The sequence below is a fragment of the Polynucleobacter wuianus genome (genome assembly GCF_001659725.1).
GTDB classification, from domain to species: domain Bacteria; phylum Pseudomonadota; class Gammaproteobacteria; order Burkholderiales; family Burkholderiaceae; genus Polynucleobacter; species Polynucleobacter wuianus.
Genome location: NZ_CP015922.1, coordinates 1,947,997 through 1,962,086 on the forward strand (window position 1 = coordinate 1,947,997; position 14,090 = coordinate 1,962,086).

Below are 14,090 nucleotides of genomic sequence, written 5' to 3' on the forward strand. Positions count from 1 at the left end.
ATGCTTCGTTTTGAATCATAGGCGTATTCAATGAAAAATGCATAAAAAAACGCCTGGTCTTTTGAACCAGGCGTTTTAACTTCTACGGCTAAGTTGCCGATGAAAGGGTTGCAACAATTACATCATGCCGCCCATTCCACCCATACCACCCATGCCGCCCATATCAGGCATACCGCCACCAGCAGATTCTTCTTTTGGCGCTTCGGAGATTGCACAGTCAGTAGTCAACAATAAACCAGCAACAGAAGCTGCGTTAACCAAAGCTGTCTTAGTTACTTTAGTTGGATCGATAACACCTTGTGCAACGAGATCGCCGTATTCACCGGTAGCTGCGTTGTAGCCGTTGTTGCCTTTGCTTTCTTGCACGGCGTTAACAACCACACCAGCGTCCTCACCAGCATTGCTTACGATAGTACGAAGAGGCTCTTGCATAGCGCGCAATACGATGCTGATACCAGCGTCTTGATCGGCGTTATCGCCCTTCAAGCCCTTGATACCTTGCATTGCACGAATCAAGGCTACGCCACCGCCAGGAACAATACCTTCTTCTACAGCCGCACGAGTTGCGTGCAATGCATCATCAACACGAGCCTTCTTCTCTTTCATTTCTACTTCAGTAGCGGCGCCAACACGAATCACTGCAACGCCGCCTGCCAATTTAGCAACGCGCTCTTGCAATTTTTCTTTGTCGTAGTCACTGGTAGCTTCGTCAATCTGAACACGAATGTTCTTCACACGCGCTTCGATCGCTTTGGCATCGCCAGCACCGTCAATGATGATGGTATTTTCCTTGCCCACTTCAATCCGCTTCGCTTGACCTAAGTGCTCAAGAGTGGTTTTCTCGAGTGTGAGGCCAATTTCTTCAGCGATAACAGTACCACCAGTCAAAATCGCGATGTCTTCCAACATTGCTTTACGACGATCACCGAAACCAGGAGCCTTAACAGCACAAGTTTTGATAATGCCGCGGATATTGTTTACAACTAAAGTTGCCAAGGCTTCACCTTCAACATCTTCAGCAATGATCAACAACGGACGACCAGACTTCGCTACCTGCTCGAGTACTGGGAGCAAATCACGGATGTTGGCAATCTTCTTGTCAAACAAGAGAACAAATGGGTTTTCCAAAACAGCTACTTGTTTTTCAGGCTGATTGATAAAATATGGAGAGAGGTAGCCACGATCAAACTGCATACCCTCAACCACTTCAAGCTCATCCTCCAAGGACTTGCCATCCTCAACAGTGATAACACCTTCTTTGCCTACTTTTTCCATTGCTTCTGCAATACGCTGACCAATGCTATAGTCGCTGTTTGCAGAGATAGAACCTACTTGAGCAATTTCTTTAGTAGTAGTGCAAGGCTTACTGATTTTTGCAAGCTCTTCGATTGCAGCTGTAACAGCCTTATCGATACCACGCTTCAAGTCCATTGGATTATGACCTGAAACTACATACTTCATACCTTCGCGAACGATAGATTGCGCCAAAACAGTAGCGGTAGTTGTTCCGTCACCAGCGATGTCAGCAGTTTTGGAAGCAACTTCCTTAACCATCTGAGCGCCCATGTTTTGAAGCTTGTCTTTGAGTTCAATTTCTTTTGCTACTGACACACCATCTTTAGTGATGGTTGGGCCACCAAATGAACGCTCGATAACTACGTTACGGCCTTTTGGACCCAATGTAGTTTTAACTGCGTTTGCAAGAATATTTACGCCTTCGACCATCTTGGTGCGGGCGCTATCTCCAAATACGACGTCTTTTGCTGCCATGATTAAATTCCTCTCTTAAATACCGAAATTACTTCTGAACAACAGCCATGATGTCGTCTTCACGCATCACGATGAGCTCTTCGTTGTCTACTTTGACTGTTTGGCCAGCATATTTACCAAACAACACGCGATCGCCTACTTTGACGTCGAGTGGGTTTAACTTGCCAGTCTCATCACGCTTACCTGGGCCGACTGCCAATACTTCACCTTGATCAGGCTTTTCTGCAGCAGCGTCAGGAATGATGATTCCAGATGCAGTTTTTGATTCTTGATCCAAACGCTTGATGATTACGCGATCATGTAAGGGACGCAAATTCATCTCTTCTCCTATGTTAGTAAATGTTAACTAATTAAAAATCTATATAAATCAATGCTTTATAATCTCTCACACGTTAGCTAATGCTGATTTAGTGAAAAACCAGTTGTTTTAGCACTCGCGTGTAGGGAGTGCTGATTATATAGGTCTGTTTCCCGAGATTTCAAGGGCAGATCTCCATAAATTCTTTAAGGATTTAGCCTCTATCTATACTGTGGACAGGCAAGTAGGACGATTCCTACAGATAAATCAGCCTTAAGCCCTTACCGCTCCAATCCGTCCTGCCTAGACTGGACAGTCACCGATTGGAGAATGCTGATGAGCCCGAAATCCCGGCTGTACACGCTTGTAAAGGCATGGAAGAACAAACCCTTCCAAGAAGTACGCGACGCCTGTGGCGCACCCTGGCTTGGCCTAAGTAGCCAAGCCCTCGAAGAACACCAATCCTGGTCCAAGCGGCAAGCGATTAGTCATGAACCCATTTTTAACCGTAAGGGGACAAAACTGACAGGCTCTTTATTTAGACCATTACTTACAGCATCCGATATGCAATTACTGCGTTTATTCATGGAGGGCTTAGATACGATTTCCTATTGGTATAGAAGCGGTCGCTTTATTCCGGGAATTTTGCCAATCCCAACTCATGCTATTGCCTCAAGTGCTTATGTTGATGCACTGAGCGATCTCATTCTCAATTCTAGATTGCCAGTGGGTTTAGTCGCCCTTGGAATGCAGTCACTTCCCGAGCCAGAGCTCGCAGATTCTTGCAAAGAAGGTTTACTTCGTATGCGTCGGCTTGGCGTACTACTTCATCTCATGAATTTCTCCGGCAGCTCTGAGCAACTACATTGGGTCGAAGAAATGCAAATGGAAGGCATTCATCTCGATATGGGTCACCTTCGCGAGCAAACACTTTCCCATGATGTCCTGGCAAAGATTCGGCGCTCTCCTTATTCCTCAACGCAAATCTATGCAAGCAATGTAGGCCTTGTAAAAGATTTAGAGAATGCCTCTGACTGGCAAATAGATCACTGCTATGGCGGTCTCATGATGTCATCCATAAGTCGGCATCAGATGTTACAGATTAACGATAGCCGAATCGCAAAAGCCATTTTTTCGCTGCACCCTCATCAACAACTAAACCCAAATGGAGACAAGTAATGAGAAAACGCGTGATGTTGGTAGATGACCATCCAGCAATGCTGATGGCTCTTAAAAGTATGTTGCAAGATCAACTGATGTTTGAGGTAGTAGGTCAAGCCCAAAATGGTGAGGAGTGCCTCCGATCTATTAAGGAGGTCAATCCAAATATGATCATCCTAGATCTGGATATGCCGAAGACCGATGGCTTCGATGTCATTCGGCGTATTGGTCTAATGCATCCCGATGTACGTATGTTGATTTTGTCGAGCATGGATGAAGCCGTTTATGGGGGCAGGGTTCGCTCTCTGGGTGGCCACGGCTTTGTTAACAAAACTGCTGGGGCAGATGTCATTTTGGCAGCCTGCGTAGCAATCTCACAAGGTTATAACTTTTTTACCCATGGGAAAAATGGCAATAGCTCTTTAACCGATAACGACAAACTTGCCTTGATCTCTGATCGCGAATTGCAAGTCATGAAATACCTTGGTAAAGGCAATACCAACCAACAAATTTCAGACATGCTTCACATTAGCAATAAAACTGTTGCCACATACAAGACTAGAGTCTTTGACAAACTAGGGATCAACAACATTGCAGATTTAATCCTTTTTTGTCGAATGAATAACATTATCGAAAGCTAAAAAGTATGCATCGATTCATCATTCACTCAATTGTTTTGTATGGTCTCGCATCAGGGGGAGCGCTGCATGCTTCGCCTTGGGGTCCAGCAGAACAAAGGTGGATCGATGCCCATCCAGTAGTGCATTTCAGCATTCATGAAAAGTATGCGCTGTATCTTGAGGATCAATCAGAAGGGTCTGCAGGCGTTTTCAATTCAATACTTCTAAGACTTGGGAGCCTGACCCAACAAGAATTTCGTCCAAGATGGAGAAAAACAGACAAAGAAGGGATAGAGCAACTCTCAAGTGGTGAGGTCGACTTCATCATAGATCCTCCCGCCATTAATGATGATTACCTACGCTTTGGCTCACTGTCTGAAGCCATCTTTTGGGGACAAGATGCTGTCGTCACCAAACAAACTAAGAGCAGTTCTGACATTGCACCAGAAAAAATTGCTTACTTTGATCGTGGTTATGAGAAGCCACCAGTCAATGCCAATATACACACGTACCTCTCAGCTGATCCTCAAAAACTAATGCTGGCCCTCTTGCAAAATGATGTAGAAGCCTTAGTTCTGCCGATTCGGTTGGCCCAACAGATCATTGCTAAATTGAATAACCCAAATATTCAAGTTGATGGACTCTACAGCCGAGAACCATTTGCGTATCGCTGGTTGATTTCCCATGACGACGCACCAATGCATCAAGTGCTTGATCGGTTTTTAGTCAACCTAGACCCTATAGAGTCGCGTCAACTATTTTCACTTGATAGCAATAGGCCAATAGATAATGCCAGCCATTGGAAGGTGCTACCCTGGTTCTCAATGCTTGCTATATTTCTTGGTGGTAGCCTACTACTGTGGCGTATGCGTAAGCGACAGCTAGAACAAGAAAAGGAAACTGCAGCGCTACTTTCTTCAAAAGAGTTGGCCGAAAAAGCCAATGCCGCCAAGTCCTCATTCCTGGCAACCATGAGTCATGAAATTCGCACGCCCATGAATGCCATACTAGGAGTTCAGGAGCTACTTCTGAATAGCCAAAAATTTCCAGCGCATGAAAAATCATTGCTCAAAAGCGCCCATACCTCTGCTGAGTCACTTTTAGGAATACTGAATCAAGTATTAGATCTTTCCAAGATAGAGGCTGGTAAGTTAACTTTAAATTTAGAGCCATGCTGCCTAAATACCTTAATTGACGATATTGACTCTGCATTTTCAACGGTAGCTTGTAAGCAAAATTTAATCCTGCATACCTCAAAGGATCCTCGAATTGCTCAAGTTTTAATGATCGATGCATTACGCCTTCGGCAAGTCTTACAAAATCTCATTAGTAATGCTATTAAATTTACAGAGCATGGAGAAATTTATTTCTCCATCAGCGTTTTAGCCGATGACCACGCCGGCCAGTTGATTGAGTTTCGAGTGATTGATACCGGTGTTGGCATGGGTGCAGATGAGATTGAGTTAGCGTTACAAGCTTTTGAACAAGTTCCCGGCAAAAGAGATCAAGAGAACGGCACCGGTCTTGGTCTCACCATTACCAATCATTTGGTCACCTCAATGAGTAGTCAACTGTATTTTGAGAGTGCTCCAGGATTTGGTAGCAATATTCATTTCTGCGTGGCATTTCCACGCACCAGCATCGCCCCCTCCAGAACCCATTATTCAAGTAATTATGACCTCAATACTCGACTGATTTCTAAACAGACTAAGAATGTTGGTGCAGTACTCTCAGCTCTAGTCGTAGAGGATCATCCTGCAAGTAGACAAATTATTTCTCTACAGCTCCAAGCTCTGGGCATTCAGATTTCTGTTTGTGATAACGCGAACACAGCGCTCACAATGATTACTCAAGATCATTTTGATCTCTTAATAACTGACCAGTCCATACCGGGTATGCAAGGTTCTGAATTGGCTAAAGCAATCCGATCCCTAGGTTTTAAGGATCTTGTCATCATTGGAGTAACTGCTGATATTTACGCCCTAGAATCTCGTCATCAGTTTTTAGCTGCCGGCATGAATGGGATATTGATTAAGCCATTGAGCTTGATGAATCTTGAGAATGAGCTGCTACGGTATTTCCAATCAAGTGAAGTTATTAAGAATGCGCCTCTTGCTGATGAGGAATACACATTTGATTGCTTTACCAATTTAATCAAGAGTAATCCAGACAATATCTTAATTATTCTGGAGGAGATTAAAAAGGTACATGACGAAATCTTGCTCACTATAGATTCTGAGTCAATCAATGAAACTACCCTAGCCAGCCTGATTCATAAAGTCAAAGGTGGCGCGCAGCTAATTTGTGCAAAGCGATTTGTAAAATCCTGTGAGGCTTTAGAAATAGAGCCGGATTTCTATACCAAGATCACCTCACTCAAAACGCTTCTTCAAGATCAAAACCAAGTAATTGCCCGCTATCAAATAAAGTTTTCTAGAGTCTGATTCTGTGGAGGCTTGCCTTCCAGCTCTGTAGGTTTATTCTATAGCGAATGAAATCTCTAGTTCACCAGCTTGTTCGCCCATTTTTGGCAATCCTTTGGATTGCTAGTTCGCTTAGCTCTCACGCTGTAAAAGCTCAGGATCTACCGATCCCTACAGCTATTACAAACAGCCTAGAGCGCAATCAAATTCCATTAGATGCATTGAGCATCTCTGTAACTGAGATTGAGCATGGTAAGCCTGGCAAACACATAGCTAAAACTGTCTTGGATTGGCGCGCTTCTGAGCCCATGAATCCTGCTTCAACAATGAAAGTACTTACTACTCTTGCAGGCTTAGATATTCTTGGTCCACAGTACCGCTGGCGGACAAAAATATTTACCGATGGCGTAGTTCGACAGGGAACACTCAACGGCAATCTCTATCTACAAGGAAGCGGTGATCCAAAACTTATCCCCGAAGAACTCGCTAAGCTAATGAAAGACCTTCAAGCACTTGGTATTCAAAAAATTGACGGCAATTTATTTTTTGATCGTAGCGCTTATGCGCCTAGCGTTATGGAACACAACACGATCGATGGCGAATCTCTACGCGCCTACAACGTTCCACCCGATCCCCTACTCTATGCCTTTAGAACATTATCTTTTCAGATTGGAAAATCACGTACTGCTGACTTTATCGATATTAGCTACACGCCCGCCCTCTCGCAACTAAAAGTTGTAAACCAAATGCAACTAGTTGATCGATCCTGTGATAACTGGAAAAGCAATGTTCGCTTTAACTTGGATCCTGAAACGGGCAGCAATAATGATCAACTACTTACCGCTAAATTCTCAGGAACCTTTCCTAGTGCTTGCAAAGGCGTGAATTACAACGTCGTAGCAATAGATGCTAATACTTTTTTAACGCAAGGCTTTACCGCTGCTTGGGAGCTTGCAGGTGGGACTTGGGTAAAGCCACCTGTTGGTAAAGACGGCGCGGTACCGGTAGCTGCAAGACTATTGTTGCAATTCGAGGGGATCAATCTAGCTGATGATGTTCAAGATATTAATAAGTACTCAAATAATGTCATGGCACGCCAACTACTTCTTACTTTGGCACTAGAAAAAATGGGTAAGCCAGCAACAACAGCGAATGGTGATCTCGTAATTCAAAGCTGGCTTAAACAAAATAGTTTGAACTTTTCAGGCCTAGTGATTGAAAATGGTTCTGGCCTCTCACGCAATGAGGCAATTTCTGCGGGGCAAATGAATCAATTGCTGCTCACTGCGCGCAACCTGCCAAGTGGGGAAATTTTTTACAATAGCCTTCCAATTGCTGGCGCCGATGGCACTATGCGTAATCGCTTAATGACACAACTACGTAAATTTTTGCATCTCAAGAAAAAACCTGAAGCTAGAATCAAAACTGGGTCGCTTGCTGATGTGCGCGCGATCTCAGGTTATGTCATTAGCAAATCTGGAAAAATGTATGCGGTAAGCTCATTTATTAATCACCCCAATGCATGGAAAGGCTTAGATGCCCACGATCAATTACTATCGTGGCTACTAGAAGATGGGCCAGAACCGAAACAAGCACGCTGAAGTCGATCCCTCACACCATCCCACTCTTCTCCAGCAGGTGGCTCAGGAAATAAAATGAGGTCCCAGCCTTGTTGATCTAAGTCTCTTAAAGAGCGATAGAGACGACTTGCAAATGCCCCGCTGTCACTTGGCATTTCTACTTCTTCAAAATGAACGGATGGATGGCCTGCTTCACCCAAAGAGGATTCAGAATCCCAAACCGCTACCGCTACTCGCGATTTAATATCTGGAAACTCGGTCAGCGCATCCAATACACGCCCAGGGGCATACAAACGCAATGGAGTGGTTGGCGCATAGTGCGCCTTGAGACTACCCGACACCCTTGGCAAGGCATCGCCCTCTTTCAACTCTTCACCAGCTAGATAAACCTGAATACCAGTCTTAGCCAAAATCTCTTTGGGAGTAATTACGCCCGGACGAAGTAATACTGGATGATCGCCACTTGATAAATCGATAATGGTAGATTCAATGCCGACTTCGCAGTCACCGCCATCTAACACCATCAAGCCCAATTCACCCTCAAATTCACTGCGTACATCTGCTGCACTTGTTGGAGAAACCTTACCAAAACGATTAGCAGAAGGTGCAACAACACCACCCTTAAATTTTCGCAATAGCTCTTGAGCAATCGGGTGCGCTGGTGCACGAATTGCAACGGTGTCTTGACCTCCAGTGATCTCACCTAAAACGCTTTTGTTTTTTTTAAAGACTAACGTGAGTGGGCCCGGCCAAAATGCATTAATGAGCTTGAGCGCATCCTCAGAGATATCCCTAACCCAAGGCGCCAATACCGCTACCCAATCAACCTGAGCTTGATCAAATTTCTCTGGCGCTGCTAAATGCACAATCAAAGGATGATTAGATGGCCTGCCTTTGGTGACGAAGACCTTCTTGATAGCCATAGGGTTTGTTGCATCCGCACCTAAGCCGTAGACCGTCTCAGTAGGGAAGGCGACTAAGCCACCATCACGCAAGGTTTGAACTGCTTCATTAATCACTGCAGAAGATTGCAGTGGCGTACTATCGCTAGACATTTCTACGGCTCAATGCCTAATTCAGAAGCGACAGCAGCGCAGTTCTGACGCGCTTCATGGAGAGCCTCACCCAAACAATTGATGTGGCCCATTTTTCTACCGATACGAGGAGCTGATTTACCATAAAGATGCAGCTTAGCATCTGGATGAGCAAGCACTTTATTCCAGGCCGGTTCTTTTACTTGATCTTCACTGCCCTCAAACCAGAGGTCACCCAATAAGTTCAACATAGATACGGGTGCCAGCTGACGCGTATCACCCAGTGGTAATCGCGCCATTGCTCTCACTTGCTGCTCAAATTGACTACTCACACACGCATCCATGGTGTAGTGACCCGAGTTATGGGGACGAGGAGCAATTTCATTCGCAACAATATCACCATTCTTTAGAACAAAGAATTCAACGCAAAGTACGCCCACATAATCAATTTTACGAATGAGTGCTTTCGCTGCATCGACTATCTTTTTCTCTTGCGCAGGCTTGAGTGATGGCGCAGGCACTGTAGAGGTATGCAAAATACCGTCACGATGAATGTTTTGAGAAACTGGGTAAGCAACCACAGCATCATCATAGCCACGCACTACTAAAGCAGACACTTCGAAGTCCAAGTCCAGCCGCTTTTCTAATACACAAGGCACCTTACCTAGCTCTGCCCATGCAGCTGGAAGGTCAGCAACTGCATGCACGGTAATCTGGCCCTTACCGTCATAACCCATACGGGCTGTCTTTAAGATTCCAGGAAAAAGATCTGCGGGAGTATGTTCAATATCAGCATCATGCTCAATCACGAAGTTGGGAGCTGGGCCAATATTGGTCTCAGACTTCCAAGTAGCTAAGAAGTTTTTCTCTGCAATACGGTTTTGAGCCAAAGAAACGCAACTGCTTCGAGGCGCAACAAAAACCCCCAATGACTCAAGCTCATCTAGAGCTTGGGCTGGAACATTTTCAAATTCAGTACTGACAGAAGCACAAATCGAAGCCAACTCTTTTAAAGCCACTGAATCTGTGTAATCTGCTTGAATGAATTTTTCAGCAATCGAGCCTGCAGGACTATCGGATCCTGGATCCAACACACAAACTTTATAGCCCATGGCTTGGGCAGCCTGAGTAAACATCCGCCCTAATTGACCGCCACCTAAAATTCCCAAAAATGAACCCGGCAAAATGGGTTCCATACGATCTGCCATGTAATTAATATCCCGGCAAATTCATTGAGCGTGCAGTATCAGACTGCTTCACACGAAACTCTTCTAAACGCTTAGCTAAATCAGCATCATGCAAAGCTAAGCCTGCGATCACATGTAATGCGGCATTTGCAGCGCCCGCCTCACCAATTGCAAAAGTAGCAACGGGAATGCCTTTAGGCATTTGTACGATGGAATATAAAGAGTCCTCCCCGCGCAAATATTTGCTTGCGACTGGAACACCATAAACCGGAACAATTGTTTTGGAAGCTAGCATGCCTGGCAAGTGAGCGGCACCGCCTGCACCAGCAATAATCGCTTGCAGGCCATTCTTTTGCGCATTTTCAGCGTACTGGAACATATCGTCTGGCATGCGGTGGGCCGAAAGCACTTTGGCTTCATGGGCAATACCAAATTGCTCAAGCATCTGAGCAGCGTGTTGCATGGTGTCCCAATCTGAATTGGAACCCATCACTATTCCGACTATTGGGTTCTTGCTCATTTACCTCTCCAAATACCCTAAATATCAACCAAGGCCTCTATTATCCCTGAGTTAAGCGAGTTAGGGCTTCACGATACTTTTGGGCAGTCTTTTCAATAACGTCGGCAGGCAATTGAGGTGCAGGGGCTGTCTTAGACCATAACTTGCCATTTACTTGAGCAGTTTCTAGCCAATCACGAACAAATTGCTTGTCATATGACGGTGGATTTGAACCAACATAATAGGTTTCAGCAGGCCAGAAGCGCGAAGAATCGGCTGTCAGAATCTCATCCATTAAGACCAATTCACCAGCAGCATCCAGGCCAAACTCAAACTTGGTATCCGCAATAATGATTCCGCGAGTAGCTGCATACTCAGAGGCTTCCTTATAGAGACGAATACTCACTTCACGAATTTGATTTGCGAGCTTCTCACCAATAAGCTCAATCACTTTTTCAAATGAGATGTTTTCATCGTGATCACCAACTTCTGCTTTAGCGGCGGGAGTGAAAATGGGCTCTGGTAACTTTTGCGCATTCTCCAAGCCGGCAGGTAACGCGATGCCGCACACTTTGCCAGTTTCTTTATAGTCTTTCCAACCGCTTCCAGCCAAATATCCACGCACAACTGCTTCAACCAGAATTGGTTTTAAACGCTTTGCGACTACTGCGCGCCCTTTAACCTGCTCTACCTCATCGGCAGAAACAACAGTCGTAGGATCAATTCCAGTCAAATGGTTGGGGATTACCTTGCCTAATTTATCGAACCAGAAGTTCGCCATTTGATTCAGAACAATTCCTTTTTCTGGAATGGGCTGACCCATCACTACATCAAACGCGGATAAACGATCCGTTGTGATCATCAAAAGCTTGTCATCACCTAATGCATATACATCGCGCACTTTTCCCTTAGAGAGCAAAGGTAGTGACTTAATAGAAGTTGCGTAAAGAGCTGGCATATTTAGGTCACTTCACGATCTGAGCTAACTTACCGCTCTTGTATAGCTCAGCCATTCTTTCCAACGGAATAGGCTTAATTTTGGAGGCTTGACCAGCAGAACCAAATGCCTGGAAGCGTGCAATACAAACCTTCTTTGCGGCTTCACGGGCTGGCTTCAAATAATCGCGCGGGTCAAATTTGCTTGGGTTCTCGAACAGATAACGACGAATGGCACCTGTCATTGCCAAGCGAATATCGGTATCAATATTGATTTTGCGAACGCCATTCTTAATACCCTCTTGAATTTCTTCAACAGGCACGCCATAGGTTTCTTTCATATCACCACCGAACTCACGAATCTCTGCAAGTAGTTCTTGTGGAACACTTGATGAACCATGCATAACGAGGTGCGTGTTCGGAATGCGTGCATGAATTTCTTTAATGCGATCGATTGCCAAAATATCGCCTGTTGGCTTTTTGGTGAACTTATATGCGCCGTGGCTAGTTCCAATAGCAATTGCTAAAGCATCACACTGCGTTGCTTTTACGAAGTCGGCAGCTTGCTCCACATCAGTGAGCAACTGCTCACGAGTCATCGTGCCATCAGCGCCGTGACCATCTTCTTTGTCGCCTTTCATGGTTTCTAAAGAGCCAAGTACACCGAGCTCTGCTTCAACCGTAACCCCGATCGAGTGTGAAAATTTCACCACTTCTCTAGAAACATCAACGTTATATTCATAGCTAGCAACGGATTTACCGTCAGCCTCTAAAGAACCATCCATCATTACACTGGTAAAGCCACTCTTAATTGCAGCCATACAGACTGCCGGACTTTGACCGTGATCTTGGTGCATCACTACTGGTATATGGGGGTAAGCTTCTACCGCAGCAGAAATTAGGTGGCGTAAGAATGCTTCGCCTGCGTATTTGCGTGCACCAGCTGATGCTTGCATGATCACTGGGGAATCAGCCTCATTAGCTGCCTCCATGATCGCAGTCACTTGCTCCAAGTTGTTGACGTTAAAAGCCGGCAAGCCGTAGCCATTTTCGGCCGCATGATCCAAGAGTTGTCGTAAAGATACTAAAGCCATGATGTTCTCTTTATTTGTATGAAGTTAATAGTTGAATGGAATAAATGTGCTTATTTCACATGAATAATTTTGAGAGTGTTAGTCCCACCAGGCTCGCCCATAGGCTCACCAGAAGTTAACACTACGGTATCGCCCTTTTTAAGCGCACCCAATTTCTTTAAACATGCCTCTACTTCTTGTAGAGCGGTGTCACGATCCTTGGTGTAATCTAAACCGATCGGCGTCACATTGCGATAAGTACTTAAGGCACGTTGAGTAGCGATCTTCGAAGTCAATGCAAAGATTGGTACATGAATGTTGTGGCGACTCATCCAAATCGCTGTTGAGCCTGAATCTGTCAATGCCGCAATCGCATCTGCATTCAAGTGATGAGCGGTAAATAAAGCGCCCAATGCAATAGTTTGATCGATACGAGTAAAGGTTTGGTCTAAGAAGTCGGTATCCAACTTGACGCGATCTGATTTCTCTGCTTCAACGCAAATCTCAGCCATTGCTTTGATGGTTTGTACTGGATACATGCCAGCTGCAGACTCCGCAGAAAGCATCACAGCATCGGTGCCATCTAAAACTGCATTAGCCACGTCACTGACTTCAGCACGGGTAGGAACCGGAGCGCTAATCATTGACTCCATCATTTGTGTTGCAGTGATTGTGAATTTATCCGCCTCACGCGCCCAAGCAATCATCCGTTTTTGTAACGCAGGCACCGCAGCATTACCAACCTCGATAGCGAGATCACCACGGGCAACCATAATGCCATCACTCTCAGCAATAATACTTTTGAGCGCCTCTGGCTCAATAGCTTCAGCGCGTTCTACCTTGGCAATCGTTCTAACCTTTCCAACACCGTACTTGGCACTGGCTGCATCTGCCAATTTACGGGCATAAGCCATATCAGCACCATCCTTTGGAAAGCTGATTGCCAAGAAATCAACGCCCATCCCAATTGCTGCATCCAAGTCCGCAACGTCTTTTTCAGTCAATGCAGGTGCAGTTAAACCGCCACCCGCACGATTAATACCTTTGTTGTTGGAAAGTGGGCCACCTTGCTCAACAAGGGTAAAAATTTCTCCACCTCTAACACTTTCAACGCGAAGTACTACCAATCCATCGTTTAACAAAAGACGGTCGCCTGGTTTCACATCATTAGGCAGTTCTTTGTAATCAAGTCCTACGCGTCCTTGATCACCTAACTCACACGCAACATCCAAAATAAATTTTTCACCTTCTTTCAGAAGGATCTTGCTATCGGCAAATTTGCCAACGCGAATCTTTGGGCCCTGAAGATCAGCCATGATGCCCACTTCCTTACCAGCTTCAGCAGATATGCTTCGTACCAAATCATGACGCGCTTTGTGATCTGCAACTGTGCCGTGTGAAAAGTTCATCCTTACAACATCAACACCAGCACGAATCATGTCGCGCAATACTTCAGGTTTTTCGGATGCTGGACCTAAAGTTGCAATGATTTTGGTTGCTCTTAACATG

The 14,090-nt window shown here is 45.1% G+C and carries 12 protein-coding genes; 4 read left to right on the top strand and 8 right to left on the bottom strand.

All coding sequences use genetic code 11. The features are described from left to right. Nucleotides 1-117 precede the first annotated feature (117 nt). On the bottom strand, nucleotides 118-1,770 hold the full coding sequence (gene groL / locus A8O14_RS09985; RefSeq protein WP_068949370.1) for a chaperonin GroEL: 1,653 nt from the start codon (nucleotides 1,768-1,770) through the stop codon (nucleotides 118-120). Nucleotides 1,771-1,798: 28 nt separating this feature from the next. Beyond that, nucleotides 1,799-2,089: a co-chaperone GroES gene (locus A8O14_RS09990; protein WP_068949371.1), complete on the bottom strand. Its 291-nt coding sequence runs from the start codon at nucleotides 2,087-2,089 to the stop codon at nucleotides 1,799-1,801. 315 nt (nucleotides 2,090-2,404) lie between these two features. On the opposite strand from A8O14_RS09990, the gene A8O14_RS09995 reads away from it, so the two are divergent. Genes A8O14_RS09995 through dacB form a run of 4 tightly spaced genes read left to right on the top strand, consistent with a single transcriptional unit; the run spans nucleotide 2,405 to nucleotide 7,873 of the window. Beyond that, on the top strand, nucleotides 2,405-3,247 hold the full coding sequence (locus A8O14_RS09995) for a diguanylate phosphodiesterase (RefSeq protein ID WP_068949372.1): 843 nt from the start codon (nucleotides 2,405-2,407) through the stop codon (nucleotides 3,245-3,247). Continuing rightward, on the top strand, nucleotides 3,247-3,870 hold the full coding sequence (locus A8O14_RS10000) for a response regulator transcription factor (RefSeq protein ID WP_068949373.1): 624 nt from the start codon (nucleotides 3,247-3,249) through the stop codon (nucleotides 3,868-3,870). Before A8O14_RS09995 ends, A8O14_RS10000 begins: the two co-directional genes overlap by 1 nt. Before the next feature lie 5 nt (nucleotides 3,871-3,875). Further along, nucleotides 3,876-6,293, top strand: a complete 2,418-nt coding sequence (locus tag A8O14_RS10005) for an ATP-binding protein (protein WP_068949374.1) — start codon at nucleotides 3,876-3,878, stop codon at nucleotides 6,291-6,293. Nucleotides 6,294-6,340: 47 nt separating this feature from the next. Then, entirely contained in the window at nucleotides 6,341-7,873 is a 1,533-nt protein-coding gene (gene dacB, locus A8O14_RS10010; RefSeq protein ID WP_068949375.1) for a D-alanyl-D-alanine carboxypeptidase/D-alanyl-D-alanine endopeptidase, read from the top strand. Here dacB and A8O14_RS10015 read toward each other — a convergent pair. From A8O14_RS10015 to pyk, 6 genes are read right to left on the bottom strand one after another with little or no spacing between them, the layout of a single operon-like run. Further along, nucleotides 7,819-8,907 (bottom strand): L-threonylcarbamoyladenylate synthase, encoded by a 1,089-nt coding sequence (locus tag A8O14_RS10015; RefSeq protein WP_068949376.1) that lies wholly within the window; start codon nucleotides 8,905-8,907, stop codon nucleotides 7,819-7,821. The two genes, dacB and A8O14_RS10015, sit on opposite strands and share 55 nt — an antisense overlap. A gap of 2 nt (nucleotides 8,908-8,909) precedes the next feature. Beyond that, nucleotides 8,910-10,094: a 5-(carboxyamino)imidazole ribonucleotide synthase gene (locus tag A8O14_RS10020; RefSeq protein ID WP_068949377.1), complete on the bottom strand. Its 1,185-nt coding sequence runs from the start codon at nucleotides 10,092-10,094 to the stop codon at nucleotides 8,910-8,912. 4 nt (nucleotides 10,095-10,098) lie between these two features. Further along, nucleotides 10,099-10,593 (bottom strand): 5-(carboxyamino)imidazole ribonucleotide mutase, encoded by a 495-nt coding sequence (purE, locus tag A8O14_RS10025; protein ID WP_068949378.1) that lies wholly within the window; start codon nucleotides 10,591-10,593, stop codon nucleotides 10,099-10,101. 40 nt (nucleotides 10,594-10,633) lie between these two features. Beyond that, nucleotides 10,634-11,530, bottom strand: coding sequence for a phosphoribosylaminoimidazolesuccinocarboxamide synthase (locus tag A8O14_RS10030; protein WP_068949379.1), 897 nt, complete (start codon nucleotides 11,528-11,530; stop codon nucleotides 10,634-10,636). A 7-nt stretch (nucleotides 11,531-11,537) separates the two neighbouring features. Next, nucleotides 11,538-12,602 carry a class II fructose-bisphosphate aldolase gene (gene fba, locus A8O14_RS10035; protein WP_068949380.1) on the bottom strand — a complete coding sequence of 355 codons (1,065 nt, stop codon included), beginning with the start codon at nucleotides 12,600-12,602 and terminating at the stop codon, nucleotides 11,538-11,540. Between the two features lie 50 nt (nucleotides 12,603-12,652). Continuing rightward, nucleotides 12,653-14,089 carry a pyruvate kinase gene (pyk, locus tag A8O14_RS10040; protein WP_068949381.1) on the bottom strand — a complete coding sequence of 479 codons (1,437 nt, stop codon included), beginning with the start codon at nucleotides 14,087-14,089 and terminating at the stop codon, nucleotides 12,653-12,655. Nucleotide 14,090 lies beyond the last annotated feature (1 nt).

What these genes read in the sequence shown, in the direction of transcription:
- A8O14_RS10015 (WP_068949376.1), bottom strand. Translation starts at nt 8,907, where the DNA reads ATGTCTAGCGATAGTACGCCACTGCAATCTTCTGCAGTGATTAATGAA.
- dacB (WP_068949375.1), top strand. Translation starts at nt 6,341, where the DNA reads ATGAAATCTCTAGTTCACCAGCTTGTTCGCCCATTTTTGGCAATCCTT.
- A8O14_RS10020 (WP_068949377.1), bottom strand. Translation starts at nt 10,094, where the DNA reads ATGGCAGATCGTATGGAACCCATTTTGCCGGGTTCATTTTTGGGAATT.
- pyk (WP_068949381.1), bottom strand. Translation starts at nt 14,089, where the DNA reads ATGTTAAGAGCAACCAAAATCATTGCAACTTTAGGTCCAGCATCCGAA.
- A8O14_RS09990 (WP_068949371.1), bottom strand. Translation starts at nt 2,089, where the DNA reads ATGAATTTGCGTCCCTTACATGATCGCGTAATCATCAAGCGTTTGGAT.
- groL (WP_068949370.1), bottom strand. Translation starts at nt 1,770, where the DNA reads ATGGCAGCAAAAGACGTCGTATTTGGAGATAGCGCCCGCACCAAGATG.
- purE (WP_068949378.1), bottom strand. Translation starts at nt 10,593, where the DNA reads ATGAGCAAGAACCCAATAGTCGGAATAGTGATGGGTTCCAATTCAGAT.
- A8O14_RS10000 (WP_068949373.1), top strand. Translation starts at nt 3,247, where the DNA reads ATGAGAAAACGCGTGATGTTGGTAGATGACCATCCAGCAATGCTGATG.
- A8O14_RS09995 (WP_068949372.1), top strand. Translation starts at nt 2,405, where the DNA reads ATGAGCCCGAAATCCCGGCTGTACACGCTTGTAAAGGCATGGAAGAAC.
- fba (WP_068949380.1), bottom strand. Translation starts at nt 12,602, where the DNA reads ATGGCTTTAGTATCTTTACGACAACTCTTGGATCATGCGGCCGAAAAT.
- A8O14_RS10005 (WP_068949374.1), top strand. Translation starts at nt 3,876, where the DNA reads ATGCATCGATTCATCATTCACTCAATTGTTTTGTATGGTCTCGCATCA.
- A8O14_RS10030 (WP_068949379.1), bottom strand. Translation starts at nt 11,530, where the DNA reads ATGCCAGCTCTTTACGCAACTTCTATTAAGTCACTACCTTTGCTCTCT.